The organism is Paenibacillus praedii, from assembly GCF_049725345.1.
GTDB lineage: Bacteria > Bacillota > Bacilli > Paenibacillales > Paenibacillaceae > Pristimantibacillus.
On sequence record NZ_JBMWAM010000025.1, the window covers coordinates 14,039 to 36,921 of the forward strand.

The window sequence follows — 22,883 nt, forward strand, 5'->3', positions numbered from 1 at the left end:
TTTGATATAATATTATCAATTATATAGCAGTTGGGTGGAGGATGCACATGACAGAGCAGAAGGAACGTCATACGATTGCATTGAAGGAGTGGGCTGTAAGCGTTAAGGCTCTTGCGGAGGGCAAGCAAATTCTCATCATGCGCAAAGGCGGCATTCGTGAGGAAACACGTGATTTTCAGATTATGAGTCCTTCCTTTTATTTAATGCCAGCGTACGAGCATCAGAAAAAGCATTTGCTGAAGGCTGATTATGCGGGTGAGCTTGACGATACATTGACGGAATGGTCGCCGGATATGGAGGAGATTAAGCTGAAATGCTTTGCTGAAGTCGTCGAAGATATTGAAATAACGGATCAGGCAACACTCGATCGGCTGCGTGATTTTCATATATGGACAGATACGTTTGCCGAGGAGAGACTGCGGTGGAAAAAAACAAAACCACTGCATTTGTTAATTCTAAGAGTTTACAGCTTGCAGGAGTCTGTGAAAATTCCGATGCGTCCCGCTTACAGCGGCTGCAAATCTTGGGTAGTATTGGAGGATGAGTTTGCAAAGCCTAACTTCGCGCCCGTTTTGGAAGACAATGTTTTCCGTGCTGAGGTGCAGCGAATAAAGGGAGCATGGGCTGACCGAATAGGCTCTGACTAGTGTGAAAATCGCATGAAGGTTTTCATTCGCATTGATTTAAAACAAAAACTATATTAAAATGATTATTGAGAATCATTGAGAATCACTTATTAATAAACAAGCATGTTTATTATAGAGTGACCGGACGCGATATACTAACCTTGGAGGGATCAGCATATTATGGCAACTCATTTTGTCATCGATGGTTTGAAAGCAGCTATCGACGGAAAAGAAATTTTGAAGGGGATTAACCTTGAAATTAAAGGTGGAGAAATTCACGCGATCATGGGTCCTAATGGAACAGGTAAAAGTACACTGGCTTCCGCTTTGATGGGACATCCTAAATATGAAGTAACGGAAGGCACAGCACAGCTCGACGGTGAAGACCTGTTTGAAATGGAAGTAGACGAGCGAGCTCGCGCCGGACTATTCCTTGCTATGCAGTATCCAAGCGAAATTTCTGGCGTTACGAACTCCGACTTCCTTCGCAGCGCGCTGAACGCTCGCCGCGAAGAAGGGAAAGAAATTTCACTGATCAAGTTCATTCGTCAGATGGAAGGCAAAATGAAGGAACTTGAGATGAACCCGGAGTTTGCTCATCGTTATTTGAACGAAGGCTTCTCCGGAGGCGAGAAAAAACGTAACGAAATTTTGCAAATGATGTTATTGGATCCCAAAATCGTTATTCTTGATGAAATCGATTCGGGTCTAGACATCGATGCGCTTCGTATCGTATCGCAAGGCGTAAACGCGATGCGTTCGGAAGACCGCGGTTTCCTGATTATTACTCACTATCAGCGTTTGCTTAACTATATCACACCAGATTTCGTCCACGTTATGATGCAAGGCCGCATCGTGAAATCAGGCGGTCCTGAGCTTGCGGAAAGACTTGAAAATGAAGGTTACGATTGGGTAAAAGAAGAACTTGGCATCGTGGATGAAACGGTCGGCCAGGCCTAAGCGGAGAAGGGGGCATAACGGATGAGTACACAACTATCGACTCCGACCGACCGTCAATCTGCAGAGGCTTTGGCCCGCAGCAAGGGCGAGCCGAATTGGCTTGTTGAGCTGCGCGGGGAAGCCGCAGAGCTTGCCGGAACACTCGGTTGGCCAAAGCCAGAGAAGGTGCGCATTGAGCGTTGGAATTTGACGGCAGTAGGCAGCTATGAGCAGCCGGCAAAGGTAGGAGCTATTAGCGAGCTTCCAGAAATTGTTCGCGAATTGGTAGCAGAAGGCACGGAAAATTTATTAGTTCAACGCAACTCGGGCTCCGTATGGAAGCAGGTTGCAGGCGAGCTTGAAAGCAAGGGTGTTATTTTCACCGATCTCGAGACGGCATGCAAGGAGCATGGCGATCTTGTTCAAAAATATTTGTTCCAAGCAGTAGCGAAAGACGAAGATAAGCTAACGGCGCTTCATGCTGCATTGTGGAATGGCGGAGTATTTGTCTACGTTCCAAAAAATGTAGAGGTTGAGCTTCCGCTGCAGGCGATTTTTTACAACGACAATGCGGAAGCGACATTCGCGCCGCATATTCTAATCGTTGCTGACAGTCATAGTCGTGTAACTTACGTGGATTGCGTGGTGTCCGAGCCAAGTACAGCAGCCGGTCCGTTCGTTCACCCGTCAATCGTAGAGGTTTTCGTGAAACCAGGCGCTCATGTTCGCTTCGGTTCTATACATTCTATGGGCGAGACTGGTGTCGATATGACAATCCGTCGTTCCGTTATCGAAAATGACGGTCAAATGGAATGGATCATTGGTGATTTGAACGATGGCAATACGTTGTCGGATACGAAATCCGTGCTCAAGGGACAAGGCTCCACATCGGATGCAAAAGTCATCAGCGTAGGCAAGAATGCTCAGCAAAACAGCTTGACGACACAAGCTGTTCACTTCGGCAAAAGCACCGACAGCAACATGGTAACTCGCGCGGTTATGAAGGATTCGGCTTCGGCGATCATTAACGGGATTACCAAAATCGAGCATGGCGCGACAAAAGCAAACGGCGTGCAAACCGAGAAGGTACTCATGCTGAGTCCTAAGGCGCGCGGCGATGCCAACCCGATTTTGCTGATTGATGAAGATGATGTTACAGCGGGCCATGCGGCAAGCGTAGGTCAAGTAAACCCTGAACAGGTTCACTACTTGATGTCTCGGGGTATTTCCAAGCAGAACGCTGAACGGTTAATTATTTACGGCTTTTTGGCTCCGGTTGTATCGGAAATTCCGGTAGAAGCGGTTCGCGAGCAGCTTCAGCGTTTGCTCGAAAGGAAGCTTGAAGGATGAATATAAATGCGATTCGGGAACAGTTCCCGATATTGCATCAAGAAATAAACGGGCACCCGCTCGTTTATCTGGACAGCGCGGCGTCTTCTCAGAAGCCGCGTTCCGTCATTGATGCGGTTAAACGATACTATGAGCTGGATAATGCGAATGTTCATCGCGGCGTGCATACGCTCGGTTCTAGAGCGACTGACGCCTATGAGGGAGCGCGTGAGAAGGTGGCTAAGCTGCTCAATGCGGGAGCGCCTGAGCAAATTATTTTCACGCGCGGCACAACAACAGCATTGAATTTGGTGGCATCGAGCTATGCACGTTCCGTCTGCGGTGAAGGCGATGAAATCGTCATTACGCCGATGGAGCATCATAGCAATCTCATTCCTTGGCAGCAAGCAGCCAAAGCGACAGGCGCAACGTTGAAGTATATTCCGCTGCAAGCGGACGGATCGATTTCCATTGAGGATGTTGAGAAAACAATTACACCACAAACGAAGGTCGTTTCCGTCACGTATGTGTCGAATGTGCTCGGCGTAATCAATCCAATCAAGGAAATTACGCAAATTGCTCATCGCAATGGTGCGGTCATGGTCGTAGACGGTGCACAAAGCACGCCGCATATGAGAGTTGATTTGAAGGATCTCGATGTTGATTTCTATGCCTTCTCCGGACACAAAATGTGCGGACCAACAGGAATCGGGGCGTTGTACGGCAAGAAAGCATTGCTGAACAATATGGAACCGATTGAATTTGGAGGCGAAATGATTGATTTCGTCGATCTGTATGAATCAACTTGGAAAGAAATCCCTTATCGCTTTGAAGGCGGTACGCCGATCATCGCAGGTGCGGTTGGTCTCGGAGCGGCGATTGATTTCTTAAATGAAATCGGCTTTGATGAAATCGATCAGCATGAGCGCCGTTTGGCGACATACGCTTATGAGAAGCTGTCAATGATGGATGGCATTACCTTGTATGGACCAAAGCAAAATCGTGTTGGTCTCGTTACGTTTAATCTCGAAGACGTACATCCCCATGATGTAGCGACCGTGCTGGATTCCAAGGGCATAGCGGTGCGGGCAGGCCATCATTGCTGCCAGCCTCTTATGAGATGGTTGAATGTATCGGCGACGGCAAGAGCAAGCTTTTATTTGTATAATACTGAAGATGACATTGACCGCTTAGCCGATGCTTTACTACAGACAAAGGAGTTCTTCGGTCATGCAATTGGATGATTTATATCGCAGAGTTATAATGGATCATTATAAAAACCCTCGTAACCGTGGAACGATGAATGAAGAATCGGTTACGATCAACCTCAATAATCCGACCTGCGGCGATCGTATTTCGCTTCAGCTTCAAGTCGTTGACAATAAAGTGACGGATGCGAAGTTCAGCGGCGAAGGCTGTTCGATCAGCATGAGCTCGGCGTCTATGATGACGGAGGCTGTTAAGGGTAAAACATTCGATGAGGCGCTTTCGATGGCTGACAGGTTCTCAGGCTTAATGAAGGGTGAACCCGTCGAATTTGAGGAATTAGAAGATATTGAAGCCTTATCGGGTGTGAACAAGTTCCCTGCGCGGATCAAATGTGCGACGCTTGCGTGGAACGCATTGCGCAAAGGAATTGAGCATCAGCACGAATAACAAATTTAAGTATAGAGGAGCTGAATAAAATGGCTAAATCAATGCCGGAAATGGAAGAGTATAAGTATGGTTTCCGTGACGAGCACAAGGCGATATTCCAATCAGGAAAAGGTCTGACACCTGAAATTGTTCGTACGATTTCAGAAATGAAGAACGAGCCGGAATGGATGCTTGAGTTCCGTCTCAAGTCGCTTGAGCAATTTTACAAAATGCCAATGCCTCGTTGGGGCGGCAACATGGATGATCTTGATTTTAATGACATTCAATACTATGTAAAGCCTTCCGAAAAGCAAGGTAAAACATGGGAAGAGGTTCCTTCGGAAATTAAAGAAACATTCGACAAGCTTGGTATTCCTGAAGCGGAGCAAAAGTTTCTTGCTGGCGTGTCGGCGCAATATGAGTCCGAGGTTGTTTACCACAGTATGCAGGAGGATCTGGAGAAGCAAGGCGTTATTTTCACCGATACGGATACAGCGCTGCGCGAGCATCCAGAGCTTATGAAGGAATATTTCGGTACGATCATTCCTCCGAACGACAACAAGTTTGCTGCGCTGAACAGTGCAGTATGGTCGGGTGGAAGCTTTATCTACGTACCGAAGGGCGTGAAGTGTGAAATTCCGCTTCAAGCATACTTCCGTATTAATTCCGAGAACATGGGTCAATTCGAGCGTACGCTTATCATTGCCGATGAAGACAGCACTGTACATTACGTCGAAGGCTGCACAGCACCTGTATACAGCACGAACTCGCTTCACAGCGCGGTAGTAGAGATTTTGGTTAAGAAAAATGCTCGCGTGCGTTACACTACGATTCAAAACTGGGCACCGAACATTTACAACCTGGTTACTAAACGTGCGGTTGCAGATGAGAATGCAACGATGGAATGGGTGGATGGAAATATCGGTTCCAAGCTGACGATGAAATATCCAGCAGTCGTATTGCGCGGCCGCGGAGCAAAAGGCATGGTATTGTCGATTGCAGTAGCGGGCAAAGGTCAGCATCAGGATGCAGGCGCTAAGATGACTCACCTGGCTCCGGATACAAGCTCAACGATCATTTCGAAATCGATCAGTAAGCATGGCGGTAAAGTAACTTACCGTGGTCTGGCATCGTTCGGTCGCAATTCAGATGGCGCGAAAGCGAATATTAAGTGTGATACGCTCATTCTCGATAACGAGTCGACTTCCGATACGATTCCTTACAACGAGATTTTGAACGATAACATTACGCTCGAGCATGAAGCAACGGTATCCAAGGTATCCGAGGATCAGTTATTCTACCTGATGAGCCGCGGTCTAAGTGAAGCAGAAGCTACACAAATGATCGTTATGGGCTTCATCGAACCGTTCACGAAGGAGCTGCCGATGGAATACGCGGTAGAGATGAACCGTTTGATCAAGTTCGAGATGGAAGGCAGCATCGGTTAATAAAAACGTAGGCGTAAATAGTGATACGGTGATAGCCCACCGAACACATATGACGAATCTTTGAATCCGTAGATTTTTTCTGCGGATTCTTTTTTTATTCCTTCAAGCTTTTCGGCTATAAATGAGGGAACGGGACATCGCCCATGCTACCGCTGTTTTTGGAGTAGTTGGCGTTCTTGTTTTTGGGCATTACGCTAGGGTGGATAAGCAGTTCAAAGTCTATTAGGCAAGAAACACGCGAGGAAGCGCGGAATGCCGCGACCATACGCACGGACAAGAGGCGTAGACGACGTTAGACTTGAGCAGAGAGCGCAAGGGAAGCGTTTTGATCTATTGTCTGAGCGCGTCACGCGGGAATTACAAATTTTATGGTCTTGACCATGTACAACTGGCAGCCCCAGAAGGTTGCGAAACAGAGGCTCGGAATTTTTTCAATAACTTGTTAGGTTGGACGGAGATTCCAAAACCTGAATGCCTCATTAAATGTCATTCCACAGTCTTTACAAAGATAACGTTGGCGAGAACGATATCTGCCATTTCTTTTTAAACTGAGACTTCCACAGTGGATATGCTCTGATTGAGGCATATCAGAAAAGTTCTCATAAAGTTGTGTCCATTCCACTGTGTTCAGCCCTCTCAATAAGTTTGTTACTATTACAACCACTTTTGTTTAATAGCAACAAACTTTAAGAAAATAGCCACTTTGTTTCAATGGTTTCCAAATCCAATTAATTTAGGCTGCCGCAAGATACCGTTATCGGAAAATTCCAGTGCCGTCACACGACAAGGAAAGGGGATGGCCAACCAAGCAATATCGGATTTTTTCATTCCAGGTGATAACTTATCGAATGGACATTCACCGGAGTGTTCCTTCATGAACTGCTGCAGTACCTGTTTAGATACATTATCAAGGCCTGATACATGGCCAACATATCGATCCTCGTAACGCAGGACAAGGCTGGAGACGCGCTTATCTTTAAGTTTTATCCCGACTACGTCAGCCACGATCCGCACTTCTTTGCGCTTTTTAAACCAATGATTATGCTTTTTCGCTTCCACATATGGACTGTCCAGACGCTTCGAAATGATTCCTTCCCACTCACGTTCGTTAACCCATTTCCAGAGAGCCGGCCCATCGTAGACCAGATCAGTTACAAACAAACGAGGGTGTTTGTCTGGAAATGCAGCAGCAAGCCGTTTGTATCGTTCCTTGAAGGGCAGGGGGCGGATGTCCACGCCGCCAGCATAAAGCATATCGAACATGACAAAGATCAGTGAGTCATCGAATTTTTTGCGGTTAACACCTATGAGGCCGCGTTGAAAGTTCGGTCGTCTACCATCAAAATATGCGATCTCCCCGTCCAGCACACAAGCCCCAATCCTTAATGGCTGCAGCAGCTCAACGATTTCAGGAAAACGATCATTCCGCGGCTCAACACGCTTTGAAAAGATCTCGACGCCACCCGTACCATCCAGCCTAACAAGCGTGCGCACTCCGTCCCATTTGATTTGATAACCCCACTCCGGACCTGTTGGAATCTCTGGGGAGGTTATCGGCGCCATTGGTACGGAAGGGAGTTGCATAAAGCTCATGATACGTTATCCTGTTTTTTCTTAGTTGTGCGCTTCCGTTTGGGAGTGGTAACAGGCGGAGCTTTTGTCGCTTCGAGGCTGGCTTGCAGGGCGGCCATCAGATCAATAACATTGGAGCGACCTTCATTAGTAGGCGCTGAAACGATGTCGATACTCTCTCCAGCGATCTTTTGTTGAATTAATTCAGTTAGGGCGATTCGGTAATCGTCTGTATATTTGTCCGGCTTAAATGGCTCACTGAGTTGCTCTACGAGCATTTTTGCCATTGTAAGCTCCTTGTCATTTACGACCGTTTGGGCCGGAAGATTAGGGACCTGGGAGATCGCCCGTATTTCGTCCGGGAAAAACATCGTCTCCATACAAAGGCAGTTATCGACGACCCTCAGAGCGGCCAGGCTGCTTTTGCTGCGGATGGAGATTTTAGCGATACCAATTTTGCCAGTCTGCTTTATCGCCTCAATTAGCAGGCTGTACGCGCCTGCTCCAGCCATATCGGGCGAGAGGTAATAGGCTTTTTGAAAGTAGATCGGATCGATTTCAGTTAGATCGACAAAATCTAATATTTGAATTGACTTTGCAGAATCCGGCTTAATGGCTTCGAGTTCTTCCTCTTTGACGATGACAAATTTGTCTTTCTCGTATTCAAAACCCTTCACGATCTCATCTGGATCAATTTCCTTGTTGCAGTGCCGGCAAATTTTAGCATAATTGATCGGCATCCCGCAATCCTTATGCAGGCTACGAAATGAAATGTCTTTGTCTTCCGTAGCCGAATGCATCTTAACAGGAACGTGAACGAGTCCAAAACTGATTGCGCCTTTCCAGACGGTATGCATAAATATCCCACCCTAATGTTTTTGATAGGGTTTGTTTTATTTTGTTAAATTATTCAAAAATAAAAGCCCACTGGCCTATACGGTCGATGGGCTTTTCCCAATGTTTGTATATAATAAGAGCAAACATTCGTATCGAGGTGAGGTTTATGCTTGAATGTATTGGTCGCATAGTACAATTAATTCACAACGACGGAAACCGTAACATACATATCCTATTATTCTGATCCAATCCGTTCGGGAAGGTAGGGTTAAAATTGACTAAATAAAGTAACAGCCAAAGTGATGGATATACAGAATAAAAAGCAAGCCCCGACATTGATCGGGGCTATTTCATTTACTCAAGCGCATGGTGGTCTATAAATCTGAATTGATATGATACCGATAATCGCGAATGCGGTGCAATCTAACGAATTTGAAGCCACAGAAAACGTGTTTCTTCTTCTTATATATAGACGTGCTTAATTTCATAGCTACGCTCGATTGTCAGATCAATGAAACGATTACCGATTTGGATGAGCGGTTGGAAAAACTCGGTTTGATGAGTCATCACAATGATACCAACTTCGCCGCTTTCAAGCTCTACTCGTTTGCCGATGAAATTCGGCATCATATGTTTAATAAAGGTTTGAGTTGTGAAGGGGTCAAGCTCGCTGAAGCTTAGACGGTAAAGCTCTTTGAGTACGTAGAGTAAGTCTCGCTTCTGCTGATAGACTCTCGCTGAGATCATGGCGCTATAGATATCGACAACGGAGATGATTTTTGAAATAGGGTGAATGGCATCACCCTTTAAGCCATGCGGATAGCCGCTGCCATCCACACGTTCATGGTGCTGAAGCGCTCCTATAGACAATTCCGGCTCAATAAAGGAATTAGAGAGAATCTCATGTCCAAAGATCGTGTGCTTCTTAATCTCTTCATATTCGGCATCTGTGAGCTTGCCGGGCTTGTTCAATACATGATCGGTAATTTTGCATTTTCCAATATCATGAAGAAAGCCTGCTTTTCCAATTTGCAGCGCTTCTTCATCTGAATAGCCGACCCAGCTAGCGAGGTAATAGGCAAGCATGCCTACCTGAACGGAATGCTGATAGGTATAGTCGTCTTTCGTATTAAGCAGAAGAAGCATGGATACGACATCGCGTTCTAATTGGAAATTACTCAATAATGGCTCAATGACAGAAATGACCTCATCTTCATTAATTCGGCCGTCAATCAGCGCTTTTGAAAAAAGCTGTTCAAAGCTCTTTACTGCGTTTTCATACATAGGCTTAACAGTTGGCAGCCATTTTGGGTCGACTGTTGATTCAAGCGTACGGCCCAAGTGCTCTTCAGATCTTCTTGCTTCAATATCGACATAGTCAATTTGATGTTGGAATAATTTTGAAATTTCTTGATTATTCAAGAGCGTTCCTTTGGAAAGAACATGAAGGCCATAGTTGTTAAAGGTATCGCAGCTCAACTGGTCTCCATTTATTAAATCCATCACATGTACTCTCATTCACGCACCTCATAGCATGTAATTACTTAGATACATACAATAGTAGCAATCTATTGACATATTGGCAATAAGAGGGTATTCCCAAAGTGGCTAAATACCTAAAATTTCGGCATAAATCGACCTTGCTTTTATTAATTGATCGGTCCCTTGGACGATAGCGCGGCCGTCGCTGAATAGGACTAAAGTCAATTCCTCCTGCAGCTCCAGTCGAAGCAGGTAGCGATTGGAGGTGACTTTGCCAGCAGGACGTAATCTCTCGGAAAGCGCCTTTAAATTCAGCGAAACGGGCTGATGGGGCGAGATTTGGACGGAATGACGGCCGCAAAGGGAGGCGGCAGCAGGCCCGGAGAGCTGCTCGTTCAGAAATTCATAGTGCCGACGTGCACAGCATGCGCAATCGCTGCGCTTCGCATTCGTTAAGGAAATGGGAAGCCAAGCATGATTCCAGAGGTCCACCTGGAACAATGTCCGGTGCAGCGTACTATGATTCCCGCTCAGAAGCTTAATCGCTTCAGTCGCTTGGATAGAGCCGATAATATCGACGATTGGTGAAATCACACCAGCGGTTTCGCATGTATCGGTTGTACCGGGCGCGGGCGGTTCATTGAACATGCAGCGGTAGCAGGGTGTATCCAGCGGCAGTATGGTCATGGACATGCCTGAGGCGCCGACAGCGCCGCCATAAATCCAAGGAATTCGATGCTTCACGCTGTAATCATTTATAAGGTAACGGACGGAGAAATTGTCGCTGCCGTCGAGGATGAGATGAACGTCTGCAAGCAGCTCCTCCGCATTAGCTGACGTTAAATCGGCTATAATGGGCTCGACTGTAACGGAGCTGTTCATGGCGCGCAAATGAGCGGCCGCAGCTTGCGCCTTCGGAAGCAAATCTATGACGTCCTGCTCGGTATATAGCATTTGTCGCTGCAAGTTGCTCCATTCAATGATATCGCGGTCAATGACCCGTACGTAACCAACACCCGAACGAACGAGATGCTGTGCAATGACTGAACCGAGAGCGCCCATGCCGACGACGACGACGCGGCTTGCGCTAAGCGATTCCTGGCCCTTGTCGCCTATTGGAGCGAAGCGCTTTTGTCTTGCGTAGCGGCTTTGTGGAAGCAGTGAGTTCGTACCGGAAGCAGCAGGTTCATATGGTTTGTTATTCATCAATCATTTCTCCTTCCATGTCTTTGCCAAACGATGTGTGTCCTGAAAGGATGGAGGGCTTAAAAATCTGTAAGCTTTGCAGTAGGGTTCCATGGTCCAAGCTGATGGCCTTTCCATTCTGAGCCATCGTCCCAAATCTCTTTTTTCCAGATGGGAACGATTTGTTTTAATCGCTCGATGGCATATCTGCTCGCCTCGTAGCAGCTGTCACGATGGGGTGCCGATACAGCGATGACTACACTCGTCTCCGCGAGTCCTACAACGCCAATCCGGTGGCTGATGGCGCACAAGGCGCCTTGCCAGCGCTCGGCTATCTCTTCTCCGATTTGCCGCATTGTCGCAACGGCCATAGGAGCGTAGGCTTCATACTCTAATCTGACGGTACGTCTTCCATGCGTCCATTCTCGTGTAGTTCCGACGAAGGCTAAGGCGGCGCCGTGCTCGGGAACGATGACCTTTGCAAGAACATCGTCGGAATTGATCGATTCTGCAGTAATGACATAACGTTCGCTAGATTCATCGACTTGCCGGGGCGATGTCTCTTCGCCCCCGGATACGGGTGGCAGAAGCGCAAGCTCGTCCGTTACGCGCAAAAGTGACTCATCAGCGGCGTAGGAGTGGTTGCAGGCGATGAACGAAAATTGTATAAGTCCGGCATGCTCCGGGTAAGCAGCGGAGATGGCAGCTTTTAGCTCGGCTGCAGTCAGCTGATCAGATTTGGTTTGCAGCAGCAGAGCTGGCCTTCCCAGACGTTCGGGGAGACCGGCAAATAGTTTGATAGACCAATTATACGTCATGTTATATAACCTCTCATCGATTCGGAATATGCTGTTTCTAGAATATCATAATTCACGAAAAAATGTTATGCTGATACATAGACAGGAAGGGAGTGAAGCTTATGCCGACCTTGGTGGATCGTTTTGGACGGGTACATGATTATTTGCGAATATCTGTTACGGACCGCTGTAATTTGCGGTGCCTATATTGCATGCCCGAAGAAGGTATGGAATTTACTGAATCCGAGAACCTATTATCTTATGATCAAATTGTCGAGGTAGTGGAGAGCGGTGCAGCACTAGGCATTTCCAAGCTGCGCATTACGGGGGGCGAGCCGTTAATTCGTCCCGGTTTAGACCAATTGATTAGCAGACTATCCGCGATTCCGGGCATTCGCGATATCGCTCTGACGACAAACGGAATATTTCTTGCCAAGCAGGCTGAAGCGCTTCGTGCCGCAGGGCTGAACCGCGTGAATATAAGCTTAGATACACTGGATCCTGCGCGCTTCCGCTTTATCGCAAGACGCGGTGATCTGAAGCGCGTCTTGGAAGGGATCGAGGCAGCATCCGCTGCAGGCTTTGATCCAATAAAGCTTAATTGCGTCCTTTTGAAAGAAGTAAATGAAGACGAAATCGCCGCATTCCTGCGGATGGCATACGAGCATCCTATGCATGTCAGGTTCATTGAATATATGCCGATTGGCCATGCCGATGAAAATTGGCGCAAGCATTACCTTCCGCTCTCAAGCGTTTTGGAGGTCGCAGAGCAGGAAGGCTATGTGATCAGCCGCCGCGATAATGTACACGGAAACGGCCCTTCTGAGGATTGGCGAATGGAAGGCGCGCGCGGGTCTTTCGGGCTAATACATCCGATCAGCGATCATTTCTGCAGCAGCTGCAACCGGCTTCGCTTAACGGCGGATGGTTCGATTAAGCCCTGCTTGTATTGGGTAGATGAGCTGAATGTGAAGGATGCTTTCGGAAATTCGGATGAGATGCAGCGCCTTCTGCTTCGGGCTATGGATATTAAGCCGGAAAATCACGAAATGGCAGCTAAGCTGGCTAACGGAGAGCTGACGCATATGCCTACTGACCGGCGGATGTCGCAAATTGGAGGTTAATAAACCCTCATGAGTGAGATTACGATTGATCACTTTGCGCTTGGCACAGCTGTAACGAGCGCCGCAGAGATGGCTGAGCTGGCAGGCATGAGCTTTGCGATTACGAACAGAGTACCTGGGACGGCCGGAGACGCATTTGATTGGCTCAGCTGGTATTTTGCATGGGTAACAGCAGCAGGCTTGGAGACGGAAGTTGTGACGCCCACAGAGCTTAAAGCGGAAGCGGCCGATTCGTTCGAGGCGACGATTCCGTGGGAGCAGCTGGAGATGGCGGCCGTATTATACGCACTTGAAGGAGAGCCCCTGCCAAGTAGCGGTCCAATTCGGCTCTATGTGCCTAACGGAAGCAGCAAATGTCTAAATGTGAAAAGCATCGTTAAGCTGACGATTGGTCACAAAGCCGATGGCGGAGCAGAAGAGGCAGCCTATGGCTTTAAGTCCACATTTTCGGCAGCAGAGCTGCGTATGAAAAAATAGAGCGCTATGCAGCGATCTTATAGAGCATGGAGGAGGCGTGCATAAAGTTGTCAGAACGTTTTCGTACCCAAGTAGTACTCCTTCATAGTAATGATATTCACAGCCGTCTTGAGAATGCGGCCAAAATCGCCTCCTTCATCGCGGAGGAACGGAGAACCTATGGCAGCGACGTTGTGCTGGCGGTCGATTGCGGCGACCATATGGATCGGATGCGCGTGGAAACCGAAGGCAGCGATGGGGTCGTCAATGTCGAGTTATTAAATAGCTCAGGTTATGAAGTCATTACGCTTGGCAATAATGAAGGATTGACTTACTCTTATGAAGCCTTGTCCGAGGCCTATGTTGACCGGGCAAAATTTGCGATCGTTTGCGCCAACATGAAGCTGACCGCAACGGGTGAGCTTCCGGACTGGGTGCTGCCGTATACTATCATTGATAAAAATGGCCTGCGCATTGGCCTAATAGCCGCAACCGCAGCTTTTACCGACTTTTATTCGCTGCTTGGCTGGGATGCCGGCGATCCCTTCGAGGCCATTCACGAGCAGGTCCGACAGCTGCGAGGACGTGTTGATGTGACGGTTGTAATGTCTCATCTGGGCTTGGCGTCAGATCGGCTTATGGCGGAGAAGCTTGACGGTATCGACCTCATATTAGGGGCGCATACCCATCATTTGTTGGAGGAGCCGATTGTGATTGGCGACACGACGATTTGCGCAGCCGGGAAATTCGGCGAGTATATCGGGCGGGTTGAAATCGGGATGGATCCGATTTCTGCCCGCCCGGTGTTCCGCGCAGCCTGCGTGCCGACGGCCGCGATGGCGGAGCAGCCTGAAGCCGCCGCTATAATCGGCGGCTTTCGCAAGGCGGGACAGCAGCGCCTGAGCCGAATTATCGCCCGGCTCGATACGCCGCTGCCCGCCAGAGCCGAGCGGGAATCTCCGCTCGGCAACCTGCTGGCCGCTGGCCTGCGCCGCTGGACAGATGCCGAGCTCGGCATCGTGAACGCGGGGCAGCTGCTCGGCGGCCTGGCGCAAGGGGACGTGACAGCGGGCGAATTGCACGCCCTCTGTCCGTCGCCGATCAACCCGTGCCGAATGAACATAGCCGGCAGTCATCTGCGCACAGCGCTTGAGCAATCGCTGCTCCCGGAATACATTCATAAGCCGATCAAGGGCTTCGGCTTCCGAGGCGTTGTGCTTGGTATGCTCGCGGTGGACGGACTGACGATTACGTACGATTCCACGCGGCAGGACATGAATAAGCTGATAACGGTATTGGTAAACGGGGAGCCTTTAAACGATGAGCGAATCTATGCGCTAGGCACGATCGATATGTTCAGCTTCAAAGCAGGTTATGAGACGCTCGCTAATGCAGAGTCCCTTCAGTATTACTTGCCAGAATTTATACGCGACATCATTGCAGAGGAGCTTCAAAACGTTGAGGCTTTACTGGATTGCAATCGTATGAGATGGAAAGATATATCAAAATTTTGACGAATATCGCAATTTTCGACAATATGTGTCGAAAAATTAGCATTAAATGGTTGCCGTATTTTAGCTTTTCCCTTACATTAACATTATGATCGGCTTTTTCCGATGTAATAATTAACAGATCATTTAGGGGAAGGACCGAGATCATGCGCTTGTTGCCCATTACTAATTGTAGGCCTGGCATGAAGCTGGCCAAGAAAATATTTTCACAGGAAGGCGTCGTCCTTCTCGGAGAAAACATAGAGCTTACAGATCGACTCATTACAAGGCTGGAGCAGTGCGGCATACAATATGTCTACATTGCTGATCCGAGGACGGATGATATCGTACTGCCATCCTTGATTAATGAGAATACGATGCAATTGGCGCTCAGGGAAGTTCGGACGAATTTCCGCGAGATGATGGATCGCCCAAAGCAAAAGAAGGGCGTGACCTATCCCTATATTGCACAGCCCTTCAAGCAAATGATGAGTATGATTATCGATGATTTGTCCGGGCATAAGGACGCGATGATTATGCTGATGGACATGGGCTCTATCGACCACTATCTGTATCAGCATTCCTTGAACGTCTGTGTCTACACGACGCTGCTGGGGATGGCTCACGGGTATACCCGTGACGAGCTTACAACGCTCGGAATGGGTGCGCTTCTTCATGATATCGGAAAAACGCAAATTACGATGAACGTCCTGAAGAAGCCAGGCTCACTTACGCAGGAAGAATACGAGGCGATGAAGCAGCATACGCGCATCGGTTACGAGCTTCTAAAGGATGAACCGAACCTTCCTCTCATCGTCGCACACTGCGCTTTTCAGCATCATGAGCGAATTGACGGAAGCGGCTATCCACGGGGGATTAAAGGGAATGAGATTCATGAATACGCCAAATGGATCGGACTTGTCGATTCGTATGACGCAATGACAACAAATCGCATCTATAGTCAACCAATGCTGCCGCATCATGCGATTGAACGTCTCTATGCGGGTACGGGAACTTTATATGATCAGCAAATGCTGCAGCTGTTCCGCGACAGAGTCGCGATTTATCCGATCGGTATTACGGTAAAGCTGCATACGGGCGAGTCGGGTGTGGTTGTGGACCTGAATCACTCCTATCCGCACAGACCGATCATTCGGATTCTGTCCAACGAAGCGGGCGAAGAGCTCAAGTCGCCGTACGAAATTGATTTATCAAAGCAGCTGACGACGATGATTGTCAGCGTGAATGATGATCCTAACGAAGTCCAGCGAACTGCTGGCATTTAATCAGGAGCCGATAAGGCTCCTTTTTTGCTGATTTATTTGCTTCCTGCCGAAGCGGGCAGTACAATGAAAAAATAGAAGTGTCAATACAGATCATGAAGTCAGGTGCTGAATAAATGAACACAATTGATTTGCAACAATCCATTTTCCCGTTATCTCCATTATCCCCGATGAATGACCCATGGGATCCGATCCGTTCCCTCCAGAAGCATGGCAGACATCGTTTGACAAGTGTAGAAATGACGGTTTCCAATCTATGTAATATGCGGTGCGAGCATTGCGCCGTTGGCGATACACTTGTTTTATCGGAGCCTGCTAAGCTGCCGCTGAAGCAGATGCTGGACCGCTTGGAAGAGGTTGAGCATCTTGAGACGATCAGCATAACGGGAGGGGAGCCGTCCTTCTCTGATCGAACGGTGCGCGAATATATGGTGCCGCTTCTTCAATACGCTCGCAGCCGCGGCATTCGCTCCCAAATTAATTCGAATGTAACCCTTCCTTACAGCAGGTATGAGCTGCTGGCACCGCATCTGGACGTAATGCATATATCCTTCAACTATACGTCGGCCGAGCAATTCCATCAAATCGGCTTTGCTAAGGCTGGTCATGCGGTATCGCTGGAAGCAGCGACTAAGCTTTACGAGCGAATGATCGACAATGCGCGGCGCTTAAGCGAGACGGGTGTGCTAGTGTCGGCGGAATCAATGATCAATTATAGAACCTATGACAAAATTGAAGAGATTCATCAGTTGATTGTGGAAATGGGCTGCAAGCGGCATGAGGTGCATCCGATGTATCCAAGCTCCTTCGCCAAGGATTTACCCGTACTATCGCGTGAGCAAATGCTGGAAGCGATCGAGCGTTTGCTGAATGCAAGAGATCAATCGATTTGGATGCTGTTCGGAACATTGCCTTTCTATCAATGCAGCGATCATTCCAACGAGCGGAAGCTGCTTACTAGACTGGCTAACGAGCCAAATGTAACAGTCCGCAATGATCCGGATGGGCGGAATAGATTGAATGTCAATTTATTTACTGGCGATGTGTTCGTAACCGACTTCTCGGATGTGCCGGCCTTCGGCAATATCGGATCTGCGAAGCTGGATGATCTATTTGACAAATGGCTTGACCATGACCTTGCGCGCAGCGTTAATTGTCATTGTCCGGCGGCAGCCTGCTGCGGCCCGAACCTGCTAGTTAAGGATATGTACTACAAGGAAACGGACTTCCACAAAAGAAGCGCCATCATAGATTAGCTTTCAGCGATTTACAAGGCTTATTCCATACAGCAAGCGCATATAGAATTAAGAGGAGGGGAAGCTAGTGTCTATCAAAACTGTTGTATTTATCGGGCTTGGTTTGCTGCTGCTCTATTTATTATTTACGGTAGGAGCGCCCTTCCTGCTGGCGCTTGTCGTTGCTATCTTTCTAGAGCCTCTTAATCAGCTGTTTATGCAAAAATTTAAAATGAATAGGCTGGCAGCAGCAACCGTTTCGAGCAGTATTTTTACGGTCATTCTCATTGGTCTGATCGCACTACTTGGTGTAAAGGTTGTCGCCGAGCTTATCGCCTTCTTCAAGAGGGTTCCTAATTATTTCGAGGATGCGAACGGCATCGTTGACGATCTTATGCTGCAAGCGCAATCGCTTTATCAAAACTTTTCTCCCGAGGCAGTCGATACGATTGAAGGCTGGCTAGTTGGTTTAACGAACACGTTGACGAGAATGGTCGGCTCCTTATCCGACTCCGTCATCGGCTTCGCAACAAGCATCCCTGCCATGTTCATTTTCTTTATCGTATTTTTGGTCGCTGTATACATGATGAGCTTCAGTCTGAATACAATGAAGACTACTGTACTGTCGCTGTTTGACGAGAAGTCGCATCCTCAGGTAAATGACGTGCTGAATAATTTGCGCAAATCGATATTTGGCTTCCTTCGTTCTCAATTCATCCTAAGCGCGCTTACCTACATCATCTCCTTAATTGGTCTCCTGGTGCTTCATGTGAAATACCCATTAGCGATTGCTCTGCTCATTGTTATCGTAGATATTATGCCGATTCTTGGAACAGGCTCGGTACTTGTACCTTGGGCATCCTATCTGATATTTACGGGAGATATTTATACAGGCGTCGGTTTGATTGTGCTGTTTCTCGTCATCACTGTATTCCGCCGGATTATAGAACCGAAAATTCTCGGAGATGCTGTAGGCATTGGCTCCTTGTCCGCTCTCATTAGCCTCTATGTCGGCTTTAAGCTCGTAGGCGTAATAGGCGTATTCATTGGTCCCCTTGTTGTTATTATTTATATGGCTGCACGCAGGGCTGGCTTATTCCAAATGAAAATCAAGCTATAGCAGAACTGCTGAGAGCGGGTAGAGCAAGTCTTTACATGGCGGCATACGGCTGATCGATGGATAAAGCCGATGAAGGTGAACGGCTTGCAGCAGGCAGCTTTTTCGCAGCTTCTTAGATATTGAGGGTTGACACCTTTCTTGCATTAACGTTATAGTCAAACAAGGAAATCCACTAGGGGCGCCGTCTTGGCTGAGATAAAGCGTTATGCTTTGGTCCCTTTGAACCTGATCTGGGTTATGCCAGCGTAGGAAAGTGGGATTGTGCGTTTATGCATTTGCGCGAAGGGACTCCTGCCTCATTCAGCCGAAGCTTCAGTTTGAGCAAGGATGGGAACGGAAACTAATCGATCGGTTAATTAACCTGATCTGAGAACCGCGCATGACGACACATTTCAACCGCTCCTTCGCTGGGGCGGTTTTTTTGTTGCGATTTAGCACCGATTTTAGTAAGGTGGTGCTCCTCTGCGATGACGACTGTCCCGGCAAAAGAAGCACTGCTTGCTATTGAGCAAGCGAGGGCCGCGGTGCAACAAACTTTCTTATATGCTTGCGTACGCCTCCAGGAGGAATTCTGACTATTCCATTTAGGAGGTTTTTTTGATGTCAATTTTAACAACTCCGCTGCCGGGCAGCAGAAAAGTGTATGTAACTGGCTCGAAGGACAGCATCCGTGTGCCGATGAGAGAAATCGCGCTTGAGGCGAGTTCGGGAAGAAATGGAGAAGAGCTGCCAAACGAACCAATCCGGGTATATGACGCAAGCGGTCCCTATACAGACGAAAGCTATGAATCAGATGTGAGACGGGGCTTGCCGACCTTCCGCAATGAATGGTTGATGGAGCGCGGCGACGTTGAGCATTATGATGGACGTGCAGTGAAGCCTGAGGATAACGGTTTCTTATCCGAGGAGAGGGCTGAGCAGCGGGGAGCGGAGCTGTTTCCTGGATTAACTAGACAGCCCCTTCGTGCAAAGGCTGGACATAATGTGACCCAGCTGCACTATGCGCGCAAAGGGATCATAACGCCGGAGATGGAGTATATTGCGATTCGAGAAGGCATGGAGGCTGAATTCGTACGCAGCGAGGTGGCGGCGGGACGCGCCATTATTCCGTCGAACATCAACCATCCGGAGAGCGAGCCGATGATTATCGGGCGGTATTTCCATGTGAAAATTAATGCGAATATCGGTAACTCTGCTGTTGCTTCTTCGATTGAAGAGGAAGTGGAGAAAATGACGTGGGCGACCCGTTGGGGCGCGGATACGATTATGGATTTATCCACAGGCAAAAACATCCACACGACGCGCGAGTGGATTGTCCGCAATTCACCGGTGCCTGTGGGTACCGTGCCGATTTATCAGGCGCTTGAGAAGGTTAACGGCAATGCCGAGGATTTGAGCTGGGAGGTATTCCGCGATACTTTGATCGAGCAGGCGGAGCAGGGAGTCGATTATTTCACCATTCATGCAGGCGTGCTGCTGCGTTATATACCATTGACAGCAAAGCGGGTGACGGGTATCGTGTCGCGGGGCGGATCGATTATGGCGGCATGGTGTCTTGCCCATCACAAGGAAAATTTCTTGTACACGCACTTTGAAGAGATTTGTGAAATTATGAAGGCTTATGATGTATCCTTCTCGCTGGGTGACGGCTTGCGTCCAGGCTCGATTGCCGATGCAAATGATGATGCCCAATTCGCTGAGCTGGATACGCTGGGCGAGTTGACGAAAATTGCATGGAAGCATGATGTACAGGTCATGATTGAAGGTCCGGGACACGTTCCGATGCATCTCATCAAAGAAAACATGGATCGCCAGCTAGCGGTATGCGATGAAGCTCCGTTCTATACGCTGGGCCCTCTAACGACTGACATTGCGCCTGGCTACGATCATATTACGTCAGCTATTGGGGCGGCGATGATCGGCTGGTTCGGTACGGCTATGCTTTGCTATGTAACGCCGAAGGAGCATCTCGGACTGCCGAACAAGGAGGACGTGAAGGAAGGGGTTATCACTTACAAAATCGCGGCGCATGCAGCTGATTTGGCCAAAGGGCATCCCCGCGCGAAGCTGCGCGACGACGCATTATCGAAAGCGCGGTTCGAATTCCGTTGGCGCGATCAGTTCCACCTCTCTCTTGATCCTGAGCGCGCGATGTCTTATCACGATGAGACGCTGCCAGCGGAAGCGGCGAAGTCGGCGCATTTCTGCTCGATGTGCGGTCCTAAGTTTTGCAGTATGAGAATCACCCAAGATATTAGGGAGTATGCGGCGCAGAACGGTATGGAGACCAATGAAGCGATTGAGGCCGGCATGAAGGAGAAGTCCGAAGCGTTCAAAGCAGCAGGGAGTGCGATATATGGCTGATGCGGTCGACTTGGTTTGGTCTGATCGTTATTCCAGACAAACCCGATTTGCACAGATCGGCGAAGCAGGCCAGCGAAAGCTGGCCGATTCCTGTGTGCTCATTGTCGGCGTTGGCGCACTGGGTGCTTCGCTTGCGCAGCATATGGTTCGAGCGGGTGTCGGAGAGGTAAGGCTGGTGGATCGGGATTTCGTCGAACCAAGCAATCTGCAGCGGCAAATGCTGTTTAATGAAGCTGATGCGCTGGAGATGCTGCCGAAGGCAATCGCGGCGGCAAATAAGCTTCGTCTTGTAAACAGCGAGGTCCATATTTCCGCTTCGGTGACAGATGTGAACGCTACGAATATAAGTGCGCTTATAGCGGGTGTGCATGTGGTTCTTGACGGCACGGATAATGCGGCCACCAGACTGCTGATAAGCGATGCATGCTTCAGCAGGAACATTCCATTTATTTATGGAGGCGTGGCTGGTGCGCAAGGGATGAACGCTTCACTGGTGCCTGGGCAGACGGCTTGTCTTCGCTGCATGCTCGGAGGATCGGAAGAAGAGGGAGAAATCGACACCTGCGATACGGTTGGCGTACTCGCTCCTGCTGTTGAGTTTATTGCCTCGCTGCAGGCTGCCGAAGCGATGAAGTGGCTTACCGGCAATGCTGCCGCAATGCGACAAACTTGGGTTAGAGTAGATTTGTGGACTTTTCAGCTGCGGGAATCGATTCTTCCTTCAGGACGTGAGGAATGTCCGTATTGCGGCCAGAAGCGTACTGGAATCAATCCATCTCCTCTGCTTAGAGACGGCGAGTCTCGAGAGAAGACCATCAGCTCTGCAGTGCTTTGCGGACGAGATACGGTACAGGTGACGCTGGAGCATCCGCTGCCGCTTGAAGAAATGGAGAAATGGCTGGTGGAGCAGGGCTATCCGCTAGCCGTTAACCGTTACCTTGTGCGAGCGAAGCTCCCGAGCGGGGAACAATTGGTTCTATTTCCTGATGGACGGGTGCTTGTTCAAGGGACGTCAGATTCGGAGCGGGCTGTTCGGCTTTGCAAGGCTCATTTGCTGGAGCGCAAGCTCATGATTTAAGGCGACAGAGAGGTGTGATGAAAGATGAGCAGGGCATCATGGAAGGATTTTCGCTTGTATGTCATTACGGCGGAGTCCAATCATCCCGGTAAAGCAATAGTGGATGTGATGGAGCAAACGCTTATAGGCGGGGCACAGATCTTACAGCTGCGCAATAAGACGGGTAGTCGTGAGCAGGTGCTGGAGCAAGCGAAAGCGCTGCGTGCTCTCACGCGCAAGTACAATGTACCGTTCATCATAAATGATTATCCGGATATTGTGCTTGAAGTGGATGCGGACGGCGTGCATCTTGGCCAAGACGATCTGCCGATAGCCGAGGCGAGACGGCTGTTAGGTCCGGATCGAATCATTGGGATTTCGACTCATAATATAGAACAAGCGTTAGCGGCCGAAAAAGCAGGAGCCGACTATTTAGGCGTCGGACCTGTCTTTCCGACAGATACAAAGCCTGGAAGAGCAGCGGTTACGACAAGCTACGTCCAGGAAGCAGCTCGTCATGTCACGATACCGTTCGTAGCTATCGGCGGTATCACGCTTGGTAATGTGGATCAGGTGCTGGCTGCGGGTGCGGAGCGTATTTGTGCGGTTTCGGCAATCGTTGGAAGCGTTGATCCGGCTGAGACTTGTCGTGCTTTGCGAAGTCGGATGGAGACAGCTGCACACGATGCTGTAATTGCTGAGCAACTGGTAAGGGTGAACGGACGCGAGGAACGGACGAGTGCGAGAACGGTTGATGAGCTGGTGCGGCAGCTTGGACAGCAAAATAAGAAGCTCATCGTCGAATTGAATGGCGTTATCGTGCAGCGGGCTTTATGGGACGAAACGGAATTGCGAAATGGCGCTTCGGTTGAGCTCATACATTTTGTAGGAGGGGGCTGAAGAG

General features: G+C 48.8%; 20 protein-coding genes, 1 pseudogene and 1 riboswitch. Of the genes and pseudogenes, 15 read left to right on the forward strand and 6 right to left on the reverse strand.

Translation table 11 applies throughout. The features are described from left to right. Nucleotides 1-47 precede the first annotated feature (47 nt). The 6 genes from ACO9K6_RS18405 (at nucleotide 48) to sufB (ending at nucleotide 5,977) form a co-directional block, all read left to right on the forward strand. Nucleotides 48-647: a DUF1802 family protein gene (locus ACO9K6_RS18405; protein WP_424769013.1), complete on the forward strand. Its 600-nt coding sequence runs from the start codon at nucleotides 48-50 to the stop codon at nucleotides 645-647. A 159-nt stretch (nucleotides 648-806) separates the two neighbouring features. Next, nucleotides 807-1,586, forward strand: coding sequence for a Fe-S cluster assembly ATPase SufC (sufC, locus tag ACO9K6_RS18410; RefSeq protein WP_424769014.1), 780 nt, complete (start codon nucleotides 807-809; stop codon nucleotides 1,584-1,586). 21 nt (nucleotides 1,587-1,607) lie between these two features. Further along, entirely contained in the window at nucleotides 1,608-2,915 is a 1,308-nt protein-coding gene (sufD, locus tag ACO9K6_RS18415; RefSeq protein WP_424769015.1) for a Fe-S cluster assembly protein SufD, read from the forward strand. Continuing rightward, the gene (locus ACO9K6_RS18420) at nucleotides 2,912-4,138 is read left to right on the forward strand and encodes a cysteine desulfurase (RefSeq protein WP_424769016.1); all 1,227 of its coding nucleotides are present in this window, start codon (nucleotides 2,912-2,914) and stop codon (nucleotides 4,136-4,138) included. Before sufD ends, ACO9K6_RS18420 begins: the two co-directional genes overlap by 4 nt. Beyond that, a complete protein-coding gene (gene sufU / locus ACO9K6_RS18425; protein WP_424769017.1) occupies nucleotides 4,125-4,550 on the forward strand; it encodes a Fe-S cluster assembly sulfur transfer protein SufU in 426 nt (141 codons plus the stop codon). Before ACO9K6_RS18420 ends, sufU begins: the two co-directional genes overlap by 14 nt. 29 nt (nucleotides 4,551-4,579) lie before the next feature. Then, nucleotides 4,580-5,977, forward strand: coding sequence for a Fe-S cluster assembly protein SufB (gene sufB, locus ACO9K6_RS18430; RefSeq protein ID WP_424769018.1), 1,398 nt, complete (start codon nucleotides 4,580-4,582; stop codon nucleotides 5,975-5,977). 475 nt (nucleotides 5,978-6,452) lie between these two features. On the opposite strand, the pseudogene ACO9K6_RS18435 reads toward sufB, so the two are convergent. From ACO9K6_RS18435 to ACO9K6_RS18460, 6 genes and pseudogenes are all read right to left on the reverse strand, one after another. Continuing rightward, nucleotides 6,453-6,563: pseudogene (locus ACO9K6_RS18435) on the reverse strand (IS1/IS1595 family N-terminal zinc-binding domain-containing protein); the annotation flags it as partial. A gap of 122 nt (nucleotides 6,564-6,685) precedes the next feature. After that, complete coding sequence (locus ACO9K6_RS18440) at nucleotides 6,686-7,570, reverse strand: ATP-dependent DNA ligase (protein WP_424769019.1); 885 nt, start codon at nucleotides 7,568-7,570, stop codon at nucleotides 6,686-6,688. Then, on the reverse strand, nucleotides 7,567-8,406 hold the full coding sequence (ku, locus tag ACO9K6_RS18445) for a non-homologous end joining protein Ku (RefSeq protein ID WP_424769020.1): 840 nt from the start codon (nucleotides 8,404-8,406) through the stop codon (nucleotides 7,567-7,569). Before ku ends, ACO9K6_RS18440 begins: the two co-directional genes overlap by 4 nt. Nucleotides 8,407-8,848: 442 nt before the next feature. After that, nucleotides 8,849-9,904 carry an HD-GYP domain-containing protein gene (locus tag ACO9K6_RS18450; RefSeq protein ID WP_424769021.1) on the reverse strand — a complete coding sequence of 352 codons (1,056 nt, stop codon included), beginning with the start codon at nucleotides 9,902-9,904 and terminating at the stop codon, nucleotides 8,849-8,851. Between the two features lie 90 nt (nucleotides 9,905-9,994). After that, entirely contained in the window at nucleotides 9,995-11,074 is a 1,080-nt protein-coding gene (locus ACO9K6_RS18455) for a ThiF family adenylyltransferase (protein WP_424769022.1), read from the reverse strand. 59 nt (nucleotides 11,075-11,133) lie between these two features. After that, a complete protein-coding gene (locus ACO9K6_RS18460) occupies nucleotides 11,134-11,871 on the reverse strand; it encodes a molybdenum cofactor biosynthesis protein (RefSeq protein ID WP_424769023.1) in 738 nt (245 codons plus the stop codon). A gap of 101 nt (nucleotides 11,872-11,972) precedes the next feature. Here ACO9K6_RS18460 and moaA point away from each other — a divergent pair, with 101 nt between their 5' ends. From moaA to thiE, 9 genes are all read left to right on the forward strand, one after another. Then, nucleotides 11,973-12,974, forward strand: coding sequence for a GTP 3',8-cyclase MoaA (moaA, locus tag ACO9K6_RS18465; RefSeq protein ID WP_424769024.1), 1,002 nt, complete (start codon nucleotides 11,973-11,975; stop codon nucleotides 12,972-12,974). A gap of 9 nt (nucleotides 12,975-12,983) precedes the next feature. After that, on the forward strand, nucleotides 12,984-13,451 hold the full coding sequence (locus ACO9K6_RS18470) for a hypothetical protein (protein WP_424769025.1): 468 nt from the start codon (nucleotides 12,984-12,986) through the stop codon (nucleotides 13,449-13,451). Between the two features lie 47 nt (nucleotides 13,452-13,498). Further along, nucleotides 13,499-14,944, forward strand: a complete 1,446-nt coding sequence (locus tag ACO9K6_RS18475; RefSeq protein WP_424769026.1) for a bifunctional metallophosphatase/5'-nucleotidase — start codon at nucleotides 13,499-13,501, stop codon at nucleotides 14,942-14,944. A 143-nt stretch (nucleotides 14,945-15,087) separates the two neighbouring features. Further along, nucleotides 15,088-16,206, forward strand: coding sequence for an HD-GYP domain-containing protein (locus ACO9K6_RS18480; RefSeq protein ID WP_424769027.1), 1,119 nt, complete (start codon nucleotides 15,088-15,090; stop codon nucleotides 16,204-16,206). Nucleotides 16,207-16,319: 113 nt separating this feature from the next. Continuing rightward, entirely contained in the window at nucleotides 16,320-17,459 is a 1,140-nt protein-coding gene (gene yfkAB, locus ACO9K6_RS18485; RefSeq protein WP_424769028.1) for a radical SAM/CxCxxxxC motif protein YfkAB, read from the forward strand. Between the two features lie 67 nt (nucleotides 17,460-17,526). Continuing rightward, nucleotides 17,527-18,558 carry a sporulation integral membrane protein YtvI gene (gene ytvI / locus ACO9K6_RS18490; protein WP_424769029.1) on the forward strand — a complete coding sequence of 344 codons (1,032 nt, stop codon included), beginning with the start codon at nucleotides 17,527-17,529 and terminating at the stop codon, nucleotides 18,556-18,558. A gap of 164 nt (nucleotides 18,559-18,722) precedes the next feature. Beyond that, nucleotides 18,723-18,827, forward strand: a riboswitch (TPP riboswitch). 331 nt (nucleotides 18,828-19,158) lie between these two features. After that, a complete protein-coding gene (gene thiC, locus ACO9K6_RS18495; RefSeq protein WP_424769030.1) occupies nucleotides 19,159-20,922 on the forward strand; it encodes a phosphomethylpyrimidine synthase ThiC in 1,764 nt (587 codons plus the stop codon). Then, nucleotides 20,915-22,000 carry a ThiF family adenylyltransferase gene (locus tag ACO9K6_RS18500; protein ID WP_424769031.1) on the forward strand — a complete coding sequence of 362 codons (1,086 nt, stop codon included), beginning with the start codon at nucleotides 20,915-20,917 and terminating at the stop codon, nucleotides 21,998-22,000. Before thiC ends, ACO9K6_RS18500 begins: the two co-directional genes overlap by 8 nt. 24 nt (nucleotides 22,001-22,024) lie before the next feature. Further along, nucleotides 22,025-22,879 (forward strand): thiamine phosphate synthase, encoded by an 855-nt coding sequence (thiE, locus tag ACO9K6_RS18505; RefSeq protein WP_424769032.1) that lies wholly within the window; start codon nucleotides 22,025-22,027, stop codon nucleotides 22,877-22,879. Nucleotides 22,880-22,883: the final 4 nt, after the last annotated feature.

Excerpts from the sequence above, each read along its gene's own strand:
- ACO9K6_RS18405 (WP_424769013.1), top strand. The coding sequence starts at position 48 with ATGACAGAGCAGAAGGAACGTCATACGATTGCATTGAAGGAGTGGGCT.
- sufC (WP_424769014.1), top strand. The coding sequence starts at position 807 with ATGGCAACTCATTTTGTCATCGATGGTTTGAAAGCAGCTATCGACGGA.
- sufD (WP_424769015.1), top strand. The coding sequence starts at position 1,608 with ATGAGTACACAACTATCGACTCCGACCGACCGTCAATCTGCAGAGGCT.
- ACO9K6_RS18420 (WP_424769016.1), top strand. The coding sequence starts at position 2,912 with ATGAATATAAATGCGATTCGGGAACAGTTCCCGATATTGCATCAAGAA.
- sufU (WP_424769017.1), top strand. The coding sequence starts at position 4,125 with ATGCAATTGGATGATTTATATCGCAGAGTTATAATGGATCATTATAAA.
- sufB (WP_424769018.1), top strand. The coding sequence starts at position 4,580 with ATGGCTAAATCAATGCCGGAAATGGAAGAGTATAAGTATGGTTTCCGT.
- ACO9K6_RS18440 (WP_424769019.1), bottom strand. The coding sequence starts at position 7,570 with ATGAGCTTTATGCAACTCCCTTCCGTACCAATGGCGCCGATAACCTCC.
- ku (WP_424769020.1), bottom strand. The coding sequence starts at position 8,406 with ATGCATACCGTCTGGAAAGGCGCAATCAGTTTTGGACTCGTTCACGTT.
- ACO9K6_RS18450 (WP_424769021.1), bottom strand. The coding sequence starts at position 9,904 with ATGAGAGTACATGTGATGGATTTAATAAATGGAGACCAGTTGAGCTGC.
- ACO9K6_RS18455 (WP_424769022.1), bottom strand. The coding sequence starts at position 11,074 with ATGAATAACAAACCATATGAACCTGCTGCTTCCGGTACGAACTCACTG.
- ACO9K6_RS18460 (WP_424769023.1), bottom strand. The coding sequence starts at position 11,871 with ATGACGTATAATTGGTCTATCAAACTATTTGCCGGTCTCCCCGAACGT.
- moaA (WP_424769024.1), top strand. The coding sequence starts at position 11,973 with ATGCCGACCTTGGTGGATCGTTTTGGACGGGTACATGATTATTTGCGA.
- ACO9K6_RS18470 (WP_424769025.1), top strand. The coding sequence starts at position 12,984 with ATGAGTGAGATTACGATTGATCACTTTGCGCTTGGCACAGCTGTAACG.
- ACO9K6_RS18480 (WP_424769027.1), top strand. The coding sequence starts at position 15,088 with ATGCGCTTGTTGCCCATTACTAATTGTAGGCCTGGCATGAAGCTGGCC.
- yfkAB (WP_424769028.1), top strand. The coding sequence starts at position 16,320 with ATGAACACAATTGATTTGCAACAATCCATTTTCCCGTTATCTCCATTA.
- thiC (WP_424769030.1), top strand. The coding sequence starts at position 19,159 with ATGTCAATTTTAACAACTCCGCTGCCGGGCAGCAGAAAAGTGTATGTA.
- ACO9K6_RS18500 (WP_424769031.1), top strand. The coding sequence starts at position 20,915 with ATGGCTGATGCGGTCGACTTGGTTTGGTCTGATCGTTATTCCAGACAA.
- thiE (WP_424769032.1), top strand. The coding sequence starts at position 22,025 with ATGAGCAGGGCATCATGGAAGGATTTTCGCTTGTATGTCATTACGGCG.